Origin of the sequence: Brevibacterium sp. NPDC056726, from assembly GCF_042790515.1 — a bacterium.
GTDB lineage: Bacteria > Actinomycetota > Actinomycetes > Actinomycetales > Brevibacteriaceae > Brevibacterium > Brevibacterium sanguinis.
On record NZ_JBHTYZ010000001.1, the window covers coordinates 653,028 to 670,798 of the forward strand.

A 17,771-nucleotide genomic window follows, 5' to 3' on the forward strand; every position below is an offset into this window, starting at 1 on the left:
TCTAGGCTCCGAGGAATGTGAGGACGGCGAGGACGCGACGGTTGTCCGAGGTGTCCGCGGTGAGGCCGAACTTGGTGAAGATCGAGCTGATGTGCTTCTCGACGGCGCCGGCGCTGAGGAAGAGGGTGCCGGCGATCGCGGCGTTCGACTTGCCCTCGGCCATGAGCTGGAGGACTTCGAGTTCGCGGGGGCTCAGGGTCGACAGGCCGTCGGTCTTGCGGGTGCGCACGAGGATCTGGGAGACGACCTCCGGGTCGAGGACGGTGCCGCCGGAGGCGACCTCGTCGACGGCGCCGAGGAAGTCCTCGACATCGGCGACCCGGTCCTTGAGCAGGTAGCCGAATCCGCCGGTGTTCTCGGCGATGAGCTCGGAGGCGTACTGCTCTTCGACGTACTGGCTGAAGACGAGGACCTTGACGTCGGGGTTCTGCTTGCGGATGAGCACCGCGGCGCGGATGCCCTCATCGGTGAACGTCGGAGGCATGCGCACGTCGATGACAGCGAGGTCGGGAGGCGTCGTGTTGACGGCGGCGAGGAGTTCGTTGGCATCGGCGACGGCCGCGATGACGTCGTGTCCGGCGTCGACGAGGAGTCGTTCGAGTCCGGCCCTGAGGATGGCTGAGTCTTCGGCGATCACGATGCGCATGGCACCTCCACAACGATGGTAGTCGGCCCACCTGCGGGGCTGGTCAGGTTCAGTGTCCCACGGGCGGCTTCGACCCGGTCGACGAGACCGGCGATGCCGGTGTGCCGACCCGAGCGGTCGACCCGGGCCCCGCCGTGACCGTTGTCGGTGACGACGATCTGGACTCCCGCCTCAGTGGGGGTGATGAGGACCTTCGCCGAGGTGGCTCCCGAGTGCTTGGCGATGTTCGTCAGGCATTCGGCGACGACGAAGTAGGCGACGGCCTCGGCTTCGCGTTCGATGCGCCCGCCCAGCCGGACATCGACGTCGACGGGGATCGGCGAGCGGCCGGCGAGCGCGGAGACGGCTGCGTCGAGACCGCGGTCGGTGAGCACGGCGGGGTGGATGCCGCGGGCGAGCTGGCGGAGTTCGCCGACGATGCCCTTCGCCTCGGCGTGGGCTTCGGAGATGAGCTCTTTGGCGCGTTCGGGGTCGGAGTCGATCTTCGACTTCGCCAGGCCCAGGGTCATCGTCAGGGCGACGAGGCGGGGCTGCGCGCCGTCGTGGAGGTCGCGTTCGATGCGGAGGCGTTCGGCCGATGCGGCATCGATCCCGGCCATGCGCGCCCGGTCGAGTTCGGTGACCTCCGCCTGGAGGGCGGCGGTGCGGGCCGGCGGCAGCAGGCTGCGGTCGAGCGCCCGGTCGAGGTACGGGGTGAACCAGAGGATCGCGAGCGACGAGGCGAGGACGATGAGCGCCCCGATGGTCAGCCCGATGCGGCCGAGGCCGCCGGTGGGACCGCCGAGGAAGAAGGTCTCGACTCCGTCGGGGTTGATCGCGGCGAAGACCGCGGTGATCGAGGCGGAGATGCCGGCGAAGGTGCCGCCGATGACGACGAGTCCGAGCAGCATCTTGACGTAGTGGTGGGCGGTCGAGCGCCAGAAGGATCCGGAGGAGACGAGCAGCCAGCGGTTGTGGAGGAAGCGCGTGAACCCGGAGTCGCGGTCGCTGCGGGGGATCTTCGGCACGGGGATGCGGTCCCCGTAGACGAGTTCGGCGCGGTAGCGTTCGAAGACGTTGGCGACCTGTTGGACGAGGACCCATACGACGAGGGCGAGCACACCGAGGCCGAGGGCGAAGATGCCGCCGATGCCGGTGAAGAGGAGGCCGAGCGGGATCCAGGCCCAGATGATCGCCATGACCGCTGACAGGATGACGTTGGCGACTCCGACGACCCCGACGGGGCGCTTGGGCCATTCGACGGGTCCGTCTGCGGGGATCTCCGTGACGTCGGTGCGGGTCAGCGGCATCGAACCGGTGACCGGCACGTACTCGAGCGGCGCGGTGCGGGTCCGCTTCCGCCGAGGCGGCCTCTGGGGCTGCATCGGCTGCTGGGGCTGCATCGGCGGCTGTCCTCCCGGCAGCGGCTGCGCATGGTGCGGGTAGCGCACGGCCTGGCGGGGTTCGCGCGGCTGTGGCTGCGGGGTCTGCGACGTTTGGCCCTGCGGATGGTGCGGGGGCTGGGGGCCGACGGCGTGGAGCGGGCTCCCGGAGGCCATCGGCTCGTGGTACGTCTGCGCGGGAGTGCCGTAGGCCTGCGTCTGCGGGTACTGGGCCGTCGGCTCCGGAATCGGTCCGGGTGCGCCACCGGGAACCTGTCCCTGCGGGTAGGCACGAGTGTGCGGGTATTCCTGAGTGTGACCGTCCGTCCACCCGTATTGCGCGGTCGGCGCCGCGAAGGGAACGTCGAGGTCGAGCGGGGTGGTGCGGAACTGTCCGGCCTCGGTGGCCAACGGCGCTGCGGTCTGCGCCTCCGCCGGAGGTGCAGTCGGTGCCGGCGGCGGGCCGCTGGCAGGTGTGTGCACCTGTGCGTCATGCGCCGAGGCGCCGTCGCCGCGGGTGCGCTGGTCCTCAGCGCGGTCGGGGCCGGTCGGCTCCGAGTCCTGCGGATGCTCGGGGGTCTTCTCACTCATACCGAATACGCTACGCGTCGCCGATGTCGGGCAACAGCACGTTGACCACCCACCGCACCTCGGGTTTTCCCCCGGGCTCGACCTCACCGTCGGCCGCGGACCCGAGCATCTCCTCCGACCCGCACGGCTCTTATTCTCCCGTCACCAGAGGAATCCCCAGGACGTTCTGGACAGAATCCCGGCGCGAAAATCTGTCCAGAACGACCTGAACTCGGTCGCGGCCAGCCCAGCACGCCCGGCCGCCCCGCGCACTGACGCAGTGGAGCGACAAATACGCGCTGAACCGACACCTACGCGCCGAACCGACGCTTCCGGTGCCCCGCGCCGCCGTTCTCCGGACGCAGAGTGTCGATCATCGAGTCCGAAATCGACACTCTGCGTCCGCGACTCCGGCAGAGGCACTGGGAGACATGTTTCTTGCGGGCGCATCCTGAAGGCATCCAATCGTGCGCTGGAAACCTCAACCCGCCACGGTGATCCTGACCAGAACGACCCGAAGTTCGCCAGCCGGGGCGCGACGGGAGACTCAGACGTTCTCGAGGACCGTCACCGAGGCGCGCGGTGTGCTGAGGTCACCGAGAACACTGCGCAGGGCCCGGATCACCGCAGGGATATCGACCGAGCGCCGTCAGTACACCGAGTCCTTCTGATCCGGTATGACGTTGCCGTCGGCGTCTTTCAGCGGGCCCTGAGTGCCGTCGGTTTCGATGCGCCCCGACGTCGAGCACGGGTAGACGTCCTTCTGCTGCGGCTCGGGAGCGATGAACATCGGATTGACGATCCATTTGCCGTCGACGTTGGCGTACGCGTTGCACATCAGCTCCGTCTTGTTGCGGTTGATCGCCAGACGCAGGCCGGTGGCGTCGCCGACGAAGGTGACGTCGGTGTCCGAGTCTCCGGCGGCGAAGACCTGACGCTGCGCCTCGGGGGCGGGCTCGAATGCCTGGGCTGAGGGGATGCCCAACAGCTGCTCGTTGATGAAGCAGCGCTTGCCCTCGATGTAGGGCATCGCGGCCGCATCACCGCCGCACGAGGCGAGCGTGCTCGTGAGCTTGCCGCCCTCCTCGAGGGTCTGCACCCCGGTGACCTGATCGGCGTCGACCCCGACCTCGGAGGCCCAGATCCTCACGGCCGGCTGCGATGACGCCGAGACGATGCGCACGTCGAAACCGGCGTCCTGCAGGGTGGTGATGAGGTCCTTGATCTGCGGGTAGATGCGCACCCATCCGGTCACCTCGGTGCCGCCGACCTCGTTCATCGTGCCCTCGGCGGCATCGAGGTTCTCCTTCTTCGCCGCGGTGACGTACTCGGTCACCTGCTGCGGCGTCAGGCCTTCGAGCAGCTGCGCGGCGAAGGCGTAGGCCGGTTCGATCCGGCGGGCGTCGAACCCCTCATAGGCAGCGGCCTTGTCCGTCGTCTCTCCCTCGGAGTACACCGAGAGGATCTCCGCGGCGCAGTCCTCGCCGGCCTTCTCGCCGGTCGGCAGCGGGGCGCCCGGGTCGGCGAGGTCACCGCAGACCTCGTTGAGCCTGCCTGTCGCCTCGTCCGTGAGGTAGTCGCTCATCGTCGCCCAGTCCCGGCCCGCAGGCTGGAGCACCTTGCTGTTGCGCAGCATCCAGAACGTCGTCGCATCGCCGATGTCGTTCTTGACCACGGTGTTGTCCCAGTCGAACACCGCCATCGGCCGCACCCCTCCCTCCGGGGTGGCTCCGTCGCACGTGGCGTTCGCGTCGATCATCTCCTGGAGCCGCTGCGCATTGTCCCCGTACCACCCGTCGGCGACCCCCAGCTGCGCGCAGCTGCCGTCGCCGGACTCCTCCGGCGCGCTCCCTGCATCGCCGGCGGCACATGCCGAGGCGCCGAGGAGGAGCGCAGCGAGAAGGACGCCTGCGGCCGCACCCCGCTTCGGTCGGACCGTCCTGCGGTGGCTGTCTCTGACTCCGAGGTGCTTGATCGTCGTGCCCATGTTCATCCCCATCGATTCATTGGATCACTTTCAGACCTTTGGCCGGGGATCAATCTAATGGGGCCGCGACGACAGCGTCAAGGGTGTCGTCGGTCCTCGGGCCGCCCCGCGAAGACCGCACAGCACCGACGAGAGCGCGCCCCGGACTGCCGGAGCCCTGCGACTGCGAGCAGCGGACGCGCTGGTGAGGAGGTGCGTTTCGTCCAGCACGTGTTCGGTTCCGCCCGCAGCTGCACCGGACGGCGGGACTGCCGAGGACTGCGCAATCTCGTCGCTCGCTGTCTCAGCTGGCGGTCATCGTGTCGAGTGCCGGGAGCCTCAGACGTTCTCGAGGACCGTCACCGAGGCGACTCCCGCCTGCGCGTCGGGCGCCGACTTGGACTCGGGGGCCGACTCGATCCCACTCGCTGCCTCCGGGACTGTCTCGTCGACCGCCTCGTCCGCCTCAGTCTCGGCTGCACCGACCACAGAGTTCGTCGCCGCGAGCGCCGCGTCGAGATCGGCGAGGATGTCCGCGATGTCTTCGATGCCGACGGAGAGGCGGATGAAGCGGCCGGAGATGCTCAGCTCGCAGTCGGCGACGGCGAGGTGCGTCATCGTCGCGGGATGGTCGATGAGGGATTCGACGCCGCCGAGCGATTCCGCGAGGGTGATGAGCTTCGTGCTCCGCACCAGGGCCAGCGCTCGCTCCTCGGTGTCGGTGGAGAACGAGACGACTCCCCCGAACCCGCTCATCTGCCGCTTCGCGATCTCGTGCCCGGGATGTGAGGGCAGACCCGGGTAGTAGACCTCGGCGATCTCCGGTCTTGCCTCGAGCCATTCGGCCACGGCCTGCGCATTCGCGCAGTGGGCGGCCATGCGCACCGGCAGCGTCTTGATGCCGCGCCTGGTCAGCCACGCGTCGAACGGGGAGATGCCCAACCCCACGGACGCGAAGTGACTGGTCAGACGGTCGATCACCTCGGCGGCGCGAGGACAGGTCTGCCCATCGCCGGCGAGCACGGCCCCGCCGATGACATCGGAATGGCCGTTGATGAATTTCGTCGTCGAGTGGATGACGAGGTCGGCGCCGAACTCGATCGGACGCTGGAGGTACGGGGTCGCGAACGTCGAATCGACGGCGAGCAGCGCGTTCGCGGAATGGGCGATCCGCGCGGTCTCGGCGATGTCGATGACGTCGAGGCCGGGGTTGCTCGGGGTCTCCGCCCACACGATCGCCGTGCGGTCGGTGATCGCCGCCGCCAGCGCCTGCGAGTCGGTGAGGTCGACGGTGCGGATGACGACACCCCAGCGCGCGTACTCGTTGACGAGCAGACGATACGTCCCGCCGTAGACGTCGCGGGGGATGATGATCTCATCGCCGGGTCCGAGCAGCGCGGAGAACACCGCCACCTCGGCGGAGGTGCCGGAATTGACGGCCGCCGCATAGGACGCGCCCTCGAGATCGCAGAGCACCTCCTCGAGATCGCTGCGGTTCGGGGTGCCCGTGCGGGCGTAGTCGAAGCCGGCCCGAGTCTCACCCGGGACGTCCATCTGGAAGGTCGAGGTCTGGAAGATCGGGGCGACGACGGAACCGGTGTGCGATTCCGGGGCGGCGCCAGCGTGCACCGAGCGGGTCGAGACTCCGCTGCGGCCGGTCGAGCTGCGGTCTGATGCGCTCACGGCGTTTCCTTCCTTCTCATGAGACCCTCGACGTCGATGCCGAAGTCCCACCAGTCTGGGGTCGGATCGCGGCTGCGACGGAGCCGCGCGTCCCGTGGAGTCACCGAGCGTCATCGGACCGTCACGGGGTGTCATGTTTCGTCATCCGGGGCGTCGGGGACGCACCCCAGGCACTTCCCTTCCGCCGCCGGGCATGCGATGTTTGGCATACGCCCGACCACTCATCAGGAGACCCCATGGCCCTCAGCTCCGACTCCGCCCGCGAACCCGATCGCGCCATCGATCCCGACCGGGATCTCCTCATCGAACGCGTCATCCGCGCGCCCCGGGAGGCGATCTGGGAGGCATGGACGAATCCCGCCCAACTCGTCCAGTGGTGGATCCCCAAGCCGCTCGTCCTGCGCGTCGACGCCCTCGACCTGCGTCCCGGCGGCGCGTTCGTCACCCGGATGAGCGAGGACGGCCAGACGTTCGTCCCGCACGTCGACGCCGTCTTCCTCCGCATCGAGGAGAACGACCGACTCGTCTTCACCAATGCCGTCGACAGCACGTGGCATCCGGCGCTGCCCGCTCCCGTCGCGATGACCACGGAGATCATCCTCGGCGACGGGGAGGCCGGCACCGACTACCGCGCGATCGTCCGCCATGCCGATCCGCAGCAGCGGGCCGCCCATGAGGAGCTCGGCTTCTTCGAGGGCTGGGGCACCGTCACCGAGGCGCTCGCGAGGCTCGTCGAAGACTGACGTCTGCGGCCGGAGTGCGATCCGGGTCCGGAGCGACGTCCGCGGCCGGTCGGCCAAGGCCCGCCGCGAGAACGAGCCCGGCGGAGAGCAGTCCTGCCGAGAGGAGCGTCCAGACGAACGGCGCGAGTCCGACGAGCAGGGCGATGCCGATTCCCGCAATGGCGCACCCGATCGCGGACATTGCCCGGACGCGCTCGGAGAGTCTCAGTCCCAGGGCCGATTCGAGCCCTCGCCCGAGTCGTTCCAACCGTGCCGGTGAGGGCAACGAGATCTTCGCAATCCCTGCCGCGAGCCCCGCGGACAGTCCGCCGACGATGAGCACCCACGGCACCCGTGTCAGCCACCACCACGGGGATTCGACGTCGGGCAGCACCGCACTGCCCATCCATGCCCCGGCGCCGGTGCCTGTCCCGGTGAGTGCTCCGGCGACCGCACCGAGGAGGCCGATGAGAACGATGATGACGCTCATGTGCCAAAGGTAGACGTGCATGCCGTTGGCGTTGCCCCACGCGATCACCCGATCCCAGGCCGGGACGCGCTCGAGGGCGGCGGCGAAACGGTCGTGGACCAGCCGCAGCAGACACAGCTGCACGACGCCGAGGAGGACGAGGGCTCCTGTGGGCGGGTTGAGGTTGACGAGCATGTTCGGGCTGTAGGCGCCGCCGGAGACGAGCAGGACGAGAGCGCCGAGCGCCATCGCTGCGATCGCGACGAGCCCGGTCGGTGCCACCGTGCGCCGGCGCAGGTCGTCGTAGACGAACCCCAACTGCTGGATGAGCGGCCAGACGAAGAGAAGATTGAGATATCCCAGCCCGGTCAGCCCTGTCACACCGGCGAGGACGTCGACCATCGCGACGGCACCGGCGAGCCCGACGAGGGTCCGCCTCGGCGCGCGCTCATGGAACCGCGCCATGACCGGCACGAGCGCGGTGAGCCCCACGTAGACGGCGAGGAACCACAGGGGCTGGCCGATGCGCAGGCTCGCCTCGGCGAGGAGGTCGCCTGGCGCGCCGGATTCGGAGGCCAGCGCGAGCCCGGAGCCGGCACCGAGGACGAGCACGAAGACCGGGGCGACGAGCCTGCGGACGCGCACCCGCAGGTAACCGGACCAGGTTCCTCCCCTCGCGGCGGTGCGCCGCCACTGCTGGAGAGCCGCGAAACCGCCGATGACGAAGAAGAGGGGCATGATCTGAAACGCCCATGAGGCGAGCGCGAACCCGGTCGTGCCCGACAGCGCCACCGTCGGGACGATCGCACCGTCGGTGCCGAGCTCGACTCCGCTCATCATCGTGTGGAGGACGACCACGACGATGAGGCAGCCGAGCCGCACGAGATCGAGAACCCGATCGCGGGTGAATGGTCGATCCTCTGTGATGGGCGCGGTTGTGCTGAGGGACATCGTGACTCCTTCTTCGGCGGCGGGTGCCTGGCGGGAGCGACGTTAGGGAACGGGTCCGGGAGTCCGCATCACCTCACAGGTGCGAGCTGGCGATCCGGTGTCATACCTGCGAGGGAGGCGGCGCTGACGGACAGCGTCTCGCGCCACGGTCCCGAGTGCGAGAATGGCACCAGACCCGACGTCAGGAGTGCCGGATATGACCATCGCCTTCGCGACCACCGCCCTGCCGATCATCGGCGCCCCCATGGCCGGTGGGACCACGACCCCAGAGCTCGTCGCCGCCGTCGCCCGCGCGGGCGGGTTCCCCTTCGTCGCCGCCGGCTACCTCACCGCCGAGGCGATGGCCCCGCTCGTCGAGCGCGCGCGGGAGGAGACGGAGACGTTCGGAGTCAACCTCTTCGCTCCCAATGCCGTCGAGCTCGACCGCGAATCCTTCGACGGTTTCGTCACCGCCCTCGAACCGCGGGCCGCCGACCTGGGAGTCGACCTCGATCGCGACCCGGTCAGCGACGACGACCACTACCCGTCGAAGATCGACTGGCTGATCGCGCACCCCGTGCCCCTCGTGTCGATGACCTTCAACCTCCCCACCGCCGAGGTGGTCGACCGCCTCCACGGAGTCGGCACCCAGGTCGCCGCCACGGTGACATCGGTCGACGAAGCCCGCGAGGCAGCCGCTCGCGGCGTCGACGCTCTCATCGTCCAGGGACCGAGCGCCGGCGGCCACACGGGCACCGCCGATCCGACCCGTGAGATCGAGGACCGTCCCACTGTCGATCTCGTCCGGGAGATTCGCGGCGAGGTGGACCTCCCCCTCGCCGCCGGTGGCGGAGTCGACGGTGAGGACGCCGTGGCCGCTCTCCTCGATGCCGGGGCGAGCGCGGTCGTCGTCGGGACGCTCCTGCTCCTCGCCGATGAAGCGGGCACGTCAGCACCGCATCGGGCCGCCCTTCAGGATCCGGCCGTCTATTCGGAGACCCGCCTGACAAGGGCGTTCACCGGTCGACCGGCGCGGGCCCTCGTCAACGACTTCGTCCGCGAGTTCGATCCGGTCGCCCTCGATGCCTATCCGGCGCTGCACCATCTGACGAAAGGACTGCGCGCCGCGGCGAAGCAGGCCGGCGACCCCGACAATCTCCACCTGTGGGCCGGCACCGGCTACCGGGCGGCGGCACCGGGGCCGGCTGAGACGATCGTCAAGGAGCTCGGCAACCGGTTCGCGCGGTAGGGTGCCGGGGCGCGCTACCCTCCTGCGACGACGAGACCGGACTCATAGGCGGCGACGACGATCTGCGTCCGGTCCCGCAGTCCGAGTTTCGCCAGGATCCGTGACACATGGGTCTTCACCGTCTGCTCGGCGAGGAAGAGGTCGGCGGCCACCTCGGCGTTCGTCCTGCCCTTCGCGACCAAGGTCATGACGTCGATCTCGCGTTCGGTGAGCTGACCGAGGACCGCGGTGTCCTTCGCCACCGTCGGGCCGCTGACGTATTCGGCGATGAGGCGGCGCGTCACCGACGGAGCGAGCAGCGACTCACCGGCCGCGACGACGCGGACCGCGGCGACGAGATCATCGGCGGTCGCATCCTTGAGGAGGAACCCGCTGGCCCCGGCGCGCAGGGCGGCGAAGACGTACTCATCGGCGTCGAACGTCGTGAGCATGATGACCTTCGGGTGATCACCGGGCATCGCGAACACCGCCCGGGTGGCGTCGAGCCCGTTGAGCTGGGGCATGCGGATGTCCATGAGGATGACGTCGGGAGCGGTGCGCCGCACGAGGTCGACGACCTGCGCGCCGTCCTCGGCGCTGCCGACGACGCTGACATCGGGCTGTGCGTCGAGGAGCGCTCCGAACCCCTGACGGACCATCGCCTGGTCGTCGACGATCGCGACGCGGATGGGGGTGGGCTGAGAGTCCGGCATGGTCTCACGCTACCCGACTGCAGGCATCCGACGTCACGCACACGGACATCGCCTGACAATGTCGACCGCGAGGTCCACCTCAGCGGATGCCAGGTTCACCCCTGAGTATGATGTGCGACCGCAGACCGCCTCCCTAAAGTGCCTCTCGTCGGCGAGCCCCTCGTCGATCCGAGAGCACACAGGAGCAGCCTGATGAACACCTTCGCCGCGCAGCCACCGCACACTGATGCCGCACCCACATCCGCCGACCGACCACCGAACGCACCGGCAGCGCCACCCCGCAACCACGGTTCAGGGTGGTCGCGCCTGTTCCGCACCCTCGGCGGCGACGCGCGACTCGTCGCTCCGGGCCTGGCCGTCTCGGTCGCGGCCGTCATCATCCTCATCCCTCTCTTCGCCCTGGCCCTCGGCACAGCGGTCATCTGGGTCGGCGTCCTCCTCCTTCCCGTCGTCCTCGTCGTCGCCTCGAGCTTCGCTGATCTCTCCCGCGCTCGTGTCAGGCGGTGGGGTGCCCCGCTCGCCGCAGTGCCTCACCGTCTTCGTGGGCGCGGACTGTCCGGGTGGCTGAGCATCATCGGGGACGGGAGGAGATGGCTCGACCTCCTCTTCGAATCGCTCTTCGCCCTGCCCGTGCGCATCGTCACCTTCAGCGTCGCGGTGTCCTGGTTCTTCGGGGCGTTCGGCGGCCTCACCTACGTGGTGTGGGGCCGCTTCCTCCCCGACGACGGGTCGGGCCTCATCGACCTCATCGTCGCCGGATGGAATCAGACGCCCGTCGTCGATCTCGGCTTCGCTGCCGAGGCAACCTTCCAGTTCGCCGCCGGTCTCGTCCTTCTCCTCACCTTCCCCTTCGTCCTCCACGCCATGGCCCTGCTCGAGGTCGCCGCCGTCACCGCCGGGCTCAACCCGGCCGCGACACCCTCGACCCCGGCGCATGCGCCCGGCACTGCGCCACGGGATGCATCGACTCCTGCGTCTTCATCAAGCGGTGCCCGCTCGACCCCCACTGCCTCGACTGTGTCACACGCCACTGACACGATGGTCGTGGACACCGCCTGGGCGGTGTCACGATGACCACGCTCGTCCGACCGCCGCACCACCCCACACCACAGCGATCACCCGAATCGCAGGAGACCACTGACATGCACACGCCTGCCGCACCGCCTCAGCCCGCTGACACGCAGGAGCCCACCCAACTGCAGGCCTTCATCGGCTCCGACGGCTGGTACTGGCTGACGACGGTCTTCGCCGGCGTCGTGCTCGTGGCCGTCGGCTGGCCCGTCTACGCCTCGGCGTACGGGATGTGGGTCGTCGTCGCCATGCTCATCGCCGTCGGCCAGGCGATCGCCCCCGTCCTCGCGATCCGCCTGCCCACCCTCGCCGTCGTCGTCAGCGCGGTGTCCTCGACCGCCGGCATCGCCGCCACCGCGCACACCTCCGGCCTCGTCTGGCCGTGGGCGGTGACGGCGACGATCGCCCTCGGGCTCACCTGCATCGTCCTCGGTCTCCGTCACCGCTGGCCCCACCTCGTGACTCTCTGGGCGGTGAGCGCGGCGATCGGTGCGGGCAGTCTGCTCCTCCCGCACGCCGGGGACTTCCAGGGAGCGTTCGCGAACGCGATCACGACCGCGGCGGTCACCGCGGGGGTCGGGGGCATCGCCGTCCTGCTGCGCCTGTGGCTGACGGGGCGCCGGCAGTTGGCCGTCGAACGTCGGCTCGGCGCCGAGGAGACCGCCAGGCGCACCGAGCTCGACAACCGCAATCGCATCGCCCAGGAGCTCCACGACGTCGTCGCACACAGCATGTCCGTCATCAGTGTGCAGGCGACGACGGCGCAGTATCGGCTGCCCGACCTCGACGACCGCAGTCGTGAGGAGTTCGACTCGATCGCCGAGGCGGCCCGACAGGCACTCACCGAGATGCGCGGACTCCTCACGATTCTCCGTGGTGGACGCGACGCCGACCTGGCACCGCAGCCGACCGTCGATGACATTCCGGGTCTCGTCTCGGCGACGCGGAGTTCGGGAGCGCACGTCGACATCGAGTTCGCCGTCGACTCCGCCCGAACCGCTCCGACAACCGGACTCACCGCCTTCCGGGTTGTTCAGGAGGGCCTGTCGAACGCGCTCCGTCATGCCTCGGGAGCGCCGATCCGGGTGGACGTCGCACCCGTCGATGACGGGATCGTCGTCTCCGTCCTCAATGGCGCACCGGGCGCGGGGAACCGAACAGCACCCGACGCGGTGAACGGGACCGCACCCGACCCGAAGCCGATGGCCGGTGCGGGTTTCGGTCTCACTGGCATGCGCGAGCGGGTCGAGGCACTCGGCGGCACTCTCACTGTGGGGCCGACGCCGGACGGCGGCTTCGCCATCACCGCGGTCCTGCCGACAACGTGAGCCGGACTGCACCGACGGACCCGCCGCCGATCATTCGATTTCGTGCACAGATACGTTATCGGCATGCTTGTCGATTCCGGAGTCCGCTGCGGGCTGAGGCTCACTAGGATCGAGGACGAACGGTCGCGGCTCACTCGCCCGGCCGAGGACGAAGGAGTCGCACCGTGCACCAGACACCCCACCCGTGGATCCCCGCCGAGAGCCGAGCGCGCATCGAAGAGATCGCCAGCGACCGCCTCGGCGGAGACATGGCCGCCGTCGCATCGACGATCGAGGACCTGCTGGCCGCCTCCGACCGACTCCACGACGAGGAGGCCTTCAACCTCAACCCCGCGTCGAACGTCCTCAACCCGCGGGCAGCGGCGCTCCTGGCGGGCGGTTCGGCGTCGCGGACCTCGCTCGGGTATCCAGGCGCGAAGTACGAGATGGGGCTCGAACACATCGAGCAGGTCGAGGTCATCACCGCCGAGCTCGCCGCGTCTCTCTTCCACGCCGACTTCGCCGAGGTGCGCGTGCCCAGCGGGGCGATGGCCAACCTCTACGCGTTCATGGCCACATGCGCTCCCGGGGACACGATCATCGCCTCACCTGCGACGATCGGCGGTCACGTCACCCACCACGCCGCCGGTGCCGCCGGCCTCTACGGGCTGACCACGGTGGGCGCCCCCGTCGACGCCGCCACGTACTCCTACGACCTCGACGCCCTGGCATCGCTCGCGCGGGAGGTCAGGCCCGCGCTCATCACGATGGGCGGTTCGCTCAACCTCTTCCCGCACCCGGTCGCCGCGGTCCGTGAGATCGCCGACGAGGTCGGCGCCCACCTCCTCTTCGACGCCGCGCACCTGTGCGGGATGATCGCCGGCGGGCAGTGGGCCAACCCGCTCGACGAGGGCGCCCACCTCATGTCGATGAGCACGTACAAGAGCCTCGGCGGCCCGACCCACGGACTGCTGCTGAGCACCGACGACGACCTCTCCGAGCGCATCGACGCGATCGCCTTCCCCGGCATGACGGCGAACTTCAACGCCGCCGCGGTCGCGGCCCTCGGGGTCACCCTGGCCGACTGGATCGAGACCGGCGCCGACTACGCCGCGCAGATGCGCGCATGCGCCGCGGCCCTGGCCGAATCCCTCGCCGAGGCGGGGGTCGAGCCCTTCCGCTGCGCACAGGGGTTCACCGACTCCCACCAGTTCGCCCTGCTCGCCGCCCCGTTCGGCGGCGGCACCGCGGCCGCCCGGGTGCTCGAGCGGGCCGGGTTCCTCACCTCGGGGATCGGCCTGCCCGTCGCGGAGGTCCCCGGCGACCAGAACGGCGTGCGAATCGGCACCCCGGAGATCGTGCGCCGCGGCATGACCGTCGACGACATGCCGCGGCTGGCCGGACTCATCGCCCGGGCGCTCGAGACGGCACGGGTGCCCGGTGGATCAGTGCCCGGTGTGTCTGTCTCGCGCGAAGGATCGGCCTCGTCGTCAGATCCATCCGCCGAGGCTGTCCTCGACGACATCGCGACCGAGGTCGCCGCGTGGCGGAGGGAGTTCACGGGGGTGCGCTTCACGGTGTGAGCGCAGCTCGGGCGCAGGCACTCCCGAGGGGGATCCCGGGCCGAGGTCGCGATGGGCGCGGGCAGGACTCCGCGCACCTGCCGCACCGGCGGCGCTCGCGCCGTCCGTGACCGCCGACCGCGGCACCCGCAGTTCGGGACCGCGACGACGAGCGTCGAGGATGACGACGAGGGCGAAGACGATCGGTGCGGCGGTGCCGACCGCGAGCACCGCCGGAGCCGTGTCCGTCGCATTGAGATCGGTGCCGGTGATGATGCCGAGGCCGAAGGCGAACAGGTTGTTGACCGTGTGGAAGGCGATCGCCGCCTCGAGCCCGTTCGTCAGCAGTGTGATCACCCCCATGACGACGGCGAAGACCCCGACGCTGATGAGACCGGGCACATCAGAGATGTGTCCGGCCACGAAGAGCGGGACGGGAAGGAGGAGTGCCCACGCCGGATGACGCAGCCAGCTGCCGATGACGGTCATCGCAAGCCCGCGGAACACGAGCTCCTCGCTCATCGCCTGGAGAGGGACGAGCAACAGGACGAGGACCAGCAGCAGCGCGAGCCGGTGTCCCCAGGCGGCGCCGTGTTCGATGGCGACCGTTTCGGGCGCGATGATCCCGAGGACGACGAGACCGACCGCCCACACCACCAACGACAGCAGAAGATACCGCCCCAGCAGCCGCCACCGCATTCCACCGGGAACCGAGGCCGGCCGGGCGGGAGCCTGCTGAGCCCTTGGGGCAGCCGCTCCGTCGGCCCTTGCACCAGCCGGGTCCGCCGCCGCACCAGCCCCCGCATCTTCCGGGTCCGTCGCCGCATCGGCCCCAGCGTTGACCCTTGCGTCGGCTGCCGCGCCGCTCTTCCGCACGGAGATGAGCGGGAAGAACCAGCGCTGGTAGACGGTGAGCATCGCCAGTTCGAGGGCCGGCCACATGAGGATGACGGACAGCAGGGTCGTGAGGAGACCCGTCGCCGTGTTCAGATCGTCGATGCCAGCGACGGCAGTGTCGACATCGTCGGCACTCAGCCCCAACCAGACGGCGACAACGACGAGGAGTCCAACGACGAAGACGAGGTAGTAGAGCGCAGCAAGTCCGCCGAGGAGAGCGGGCTTGAACCAGCGGTTGCCCGGCAGGTCGCGGAGCAGACGAAGATACGCGGTGGGGAGTCGGGGCGTCATGCTCTCCACCCTGCTGCCGGATGTCGACGACCGCCATCGACCAGGGGCATGGACATTCTCATCCTTTCGGCTGACCTCGCCGAGGCGACCGCCCGGGTATCGTCGAAGGGTGCCCTTTCGCGCCCGCCACCACCGTTTCTTCCGCGCCGCCCTGTGGACGACGATCAGCTTCGTCATCGGCGCGCTCATCGTTGCCGGTCTCATTGCCGCCAACTGGTCGAACCCGAACGATCCCGCCGTCGACGAATTCAGCCGGAACGCCGAGATCACCATCCACATCGTCTTCGGGGCGATCTCCCTGGCCTGCCTGCCCATCGTCCTCTGGCTCGACGGGCGGACCGTTCCCCGCTCGACGCTGAGGCCCAAAGTCCTGGCGGCCGAGAAGCTCCGGGAATTCCTGTCGACGAGCGGCCGCGGAGGCGAGACGTTCCTCGACCGGGACGGATCGGTCGAATCCCTGCAGCGGCACACCGGAGGGTGGATTCCCGTCACCCTCGGTCTCATCGGCGTCGCCTTCGGAACGATTGGAGTCCTCGGAATCGCGTCGTCGGGGCTGCTGATGATCACGCTGTGCGCGCGGCGGAACTGGCTCCTCACCATCGCGACGCTCCTCGTCTCGATCGCCGCGCTGACCTTCGCCTACGTCATCACCCCCACGGCCCTCGGCGGCTTCCAGCTGCCCGTCTACCTCTTCAATCTCTCGTCCCTGTCGATCATCGTCGTCATCGGCGTCATCCGCGGTGCCCGTGAGCAGGGCTTCATCGACTCCGCCGCCCAGACCCTCCTGCGCGGGCAGTCCCGGCAGGAACGGGCGATCGCCGAGGTGCGCCGGAGCATCGCCCGCGACATGCACGACTCCCTGTCACACCACCTCAGCGTCATCGCGATGTACTCCGGTGCGCTCTCCGTCCGCGAGGACCTCGACCCGGCGTCGGTGCGCGAGAGTGCCCGCCTCATCGCCGACAGCGCCCGCCGCTCCGGCGTCGAACTGCGCGAAGTGCTGACGATGCTGCGCGGTGACGACCAGGGCACCGTCGTCGATCCCGACCTCGAACCCCTCGTCCGCGGCCGCGCCGACAGCGTCGACCTCGTCTACGAACCGCCGCTCACCGCCGCATCGCTCCACAGCCTAGGCGCCCTTGAGCGCACGACGATCTACCGCTTCGTCCAGGAGGCGATGACGAACGCCGTCAAGCACGCGCCCGGCGCGCGGCTGACGATCACAGTCGCCGTCGACGACACCCCGCACTCCCTGCTGCTCACCGCGAGCAACCCGCTGGGACGCGCCAGCGCAAGCGGTGCCGGACGCAGCACCGCGGTGCCGCCGCAGATGTCGCCGATCGCCGGCTCCGGGCTCGGGCTGCTCGGCCTGCGCGAGCGGATGGAGGCGATGGGCGGCGATCTCACGGTGACCGCCGGACCCGATTTCGTCCTCCGTGCGCGGATTCCCGCGCCCGGACTCCGTGCCGAACCGGATTCCGTACCCGCTGACCACAGCGCGGGGCAGACCAGTGACAGCGCGCGCCCGGAGACCGAGGTGCACGGACGGTCGAGTCTCGAACGCGCGGTGCCCGACCGATTGCCCAACGACCGACCCGCCTCTGCCCCGCCGACCGAGGAGACCGCATGAGCCTGAGGATCATCATCGCCGACGACGAGTCGCTCATGCGCTCGGGACTCAGGCTCCTCCTCGGCGTCGCGAAGGACATCGAGATCGTCGCCGAGGCGACCAACGGCGAGGAGGCCGTCGCCCTCTCCCGTGAGCTCTCCCCCGATCTCATCCTCATGGATCTGCGGATGCCGGTCATGGACGGCCTCGCGGCGACCCGCACGCTCATGGCGCAGGCCGAGCGCCCCGAGGTGCTCGTCCTCACCGCGTTCGGCACCGACGAGTTCGTCCACGAGGCGCTGCGCGCCGGGGCAGCCGGCTACATCCTCAAGGACACCCCACCCGATGAGCTCATCAACGCGGTGCGCGCCGCCGCCGGCGGCACTCGCACGCTCTCACCAGGAGTGATGGATTCCCTCCTCGATCAGGCGCGATCGGCTGACGGCCGTGCACCGCAGCGGCAGGACGGGTTCCCGAGCGCAGGCGGTGGCGATGCGTTCCTCGCCGGTGCGCTCGACGGCATGCGAGGTCCTGCTCAGCCGAGTCGCCCCGATCCGCTCGCGACGCTGACCGCGAGGGAGCGCGAAATCGCCGAGGCGGTCGCGAGCGGCATGACGAACGCGCAGGTGGCGCGGTCGCTCTTCGTCTCGACGGCGACCGTGAAGACCCATCTCGCGCGGATCTTCGACAAACTCGAGGTGAGCACTCGCGTCCAGCTCGCCCTGCTCGTCAACGAGTCACGCTGA

The 17,771-nt window shown here is 69.5% G+C and carries 14 protein-coding genes; 7 read left to right on the forward strand and 7 right to left on the reverse strand.

Annotation, left to right across the window (positions count from 1 at the left end):
* Window position 1 precedes the first annotated feature (1 nt).
* The 4 genes from ACFQ91_RS02915 to ACFQ91_RS02930 all read right to left on the reverse strand — a co-directional run bounded on the left by ACFQ91_RS02915 (window position 2) and on the right by ACFQ91_RS02930 (window position 6,226).
* A complete protein-coding gene (locus ACFQ91_RS02915) occupies window positions 2–646 on the reverse strand; it encodes a response regulator transcription factor (RefSeq protein ID WP_137824472.1) in 645 nt (214 codons plus the stop codon).
* The gene (locus tag ACFQ91_RS02920; protein ID WP_376870343.1) at window positions 634–2,598 is read right to left on the reverse strand and encodes a histidine kinase; all 1,965 of its coding nucleotides are present in this window, start codon (window positions 2,596–2,598) and stop codon (window positions 634–636) included. The genes ACFQ91_RS02915 and ACFQ91_RS02920 overlap by 13 nt, the downstream gene beginning before the upstream one ends.
* Window positions 2,599–3,226: 628 nt before the next feature.
* Window positions 3,227–4,576 (reverse strand): haloacid dehalogenase-like hydrolase, encoded by a 1,350-nt coding sequence (locus tag ACFQ91_RS02925; protein ID WP_198499810.1) that lies wholly within the window; start codon window positions 4,574–4,576, stop codon window positions 3,227–3,229.
* A 306-nt stretch (window positions 4,577–4,882) separates the two neighbouring features.
* Entirely contained in the window at window positions 4,883–6,226 is a 1,344-nt protein-coding gene (locus tag ACFQ91_RS02930) for a PLP-dependent aspartate aminotransferase family protein (protein WP_232623731.1), read from the reverse strand.
* A 236-nt stretch (window positions 6,227–6,462) separates the two neighbouring features.
* Between ACFQ91_RS02930 and ACFQ91_RS02935 the strand changes: the two genes are divergently transcribed.
* Entirely contained in the window at window positions 6,463–6,969 is a 507-nt protein-coding gene (locus ACFQ91_RS02935) for an SRPBCC domain-containing protein (protein ID WP_198499811.1), read from the forward strand.
* Here the strand turns inward: ACFQ91_RS02935 and ACFQ91_RS02940 are convergent.
* Complete coding sequence (locus ACFQ91_RS02940) at window positions 6,935–8,368, reverse strand: acyltransferase (protein ID WP_198499812.1); 1,434 nt, start codon at window positions 8,366–8,368, stop codon at window positions 6,935–6,937. The genes ACFQ91_RS02935 and ACFQ91_RS02940 overlap by 35 nt on opposite strands.
* Before the next feature lie 196 nt (window positions 8,369–8,564).
* Between ACFQ91_RS02940 and ACFQ91_RS02945 the strand changes: the two genes are divergently transcribed.
* The gene (locus ACFQ91_RS02945) at window positions 8,565–9,596 is read left to right on the forward strand and encodes a nitronate monooxygenase family protein (protein ID WP_211978692.1); all 1,032 of its coding nucleotides are present in this window, start codon (window positions 8,565–8,567) and stop codon (window positions 9,594–9,596) included.
* Window positions 9,597–9,610: 14 nt separating this feature from the next.
* On the opposite strand, the gene ACFQ91_RS02950 is transcribed toward ACFQ91_RS02945, so the two are convergent.
* Window positions 9,611–10,288, reverse strand: coding sequence for a response regulator transcription factor (locus tag ACFQ91_RS02950; protein WP_198499814.1), 678 nt, complete (start codon window positions 10,286–10,288; stop codon window positions 9,611–9,613).
* A 192-nt stretch (window positions 10,289–10,480) separates the two neighbouring features.
* Between ACFQ91_RS02950 and ACFQ91_RS02955 the strand changes: the two genes are divergently transcribed.
* The 3 genes from ACFQ91_RS02955 to glyA all read left to right on the forward strand — a co-directional run bounded on the left by ACFQ91_RS02955 (window position 10,481) and on the right by glyA (window position 14,249).
* Window positions 10,481–11,362, forward strand: coding sequence for a sensor domain-containing protein (locus tag ACFQ91_RS02955; protein WP_198499815.1), 882 nt, complete (start codon window positions 10,481–10,483; stop codon window positions 11,360–11,362).
* A gap of 68 nt (window positions 11,363–11,430) precedes the next feature.
* Window positions 11,431–12,687: a sensor histidine kinase gene (locus ACFQ91_RS02960; protein ID WP_198499816.1), complete on the forward strand. Its 1,257-nt coding sequence runs from the start codon at window positions 11,431–11,433 to the stop codon at window positions 12,685–12,687.
* Between the two features lie 164 nt (window positions 12,688–12,851).
* Entirely contained in the window at window positions 12,852–14,249 is a 1,398-nt protein-coding gene (gene glyA, locus ACFQ91_RS02965; RefSeq protein ID WP_198499817.1) for a serine hydroxymethyltransferase, read from the forward strand.
* Here glyA and ACFQ91_RS02970 read toward each other — a convergent pair.
* Entirely contained in the window at window positions 14,157–15,416 is a 1,260-nt protein-coding gene (locus ACFQ91_RS02970) for a CPBP family intramembrane glutamic endopeptidase (RefSeq protein ID WP_198499818.1), read from the reverse strand. The genes glyA and ACFQ91_RS02970 overlap by 93 nt on opposite strands.
* A 109-nt stretch (window positions 15,417–15,525) precedes the next feature.
* On the opposite strand from ACFQ91_RS02970, the gene ACFQ91_RS02975 reads away from it, so the two are divergent.
* Both ACFQ91_RS02975 and ACFQ91_RS02980 read left to right on the forward strand, forming a co-directional pair.
* On the forward strand, window positions 15,526–17,046 hold the full coding sequence (locus tag ACFQ91_RS02975) for a sensor histidine kinase (protein WP_232623732.1): 1,521 nt from the start codon (window positions 15,526–15,528) through the stop codon (window positions 17,044–17,046).
* A complete protein-coding gene (locus tag ACFQ91_RS02980; protein ID WP_198499820.1) occupies window positions 17,043–17,771 on the forward strand; it encodes a response regulator transcription factor in 729 nt (242 codons plus the stop codon). Before ACFQ91_RS02975 ends, ACFQ91_RS02980 begins: the two co-directional genes overlap by 4 nt.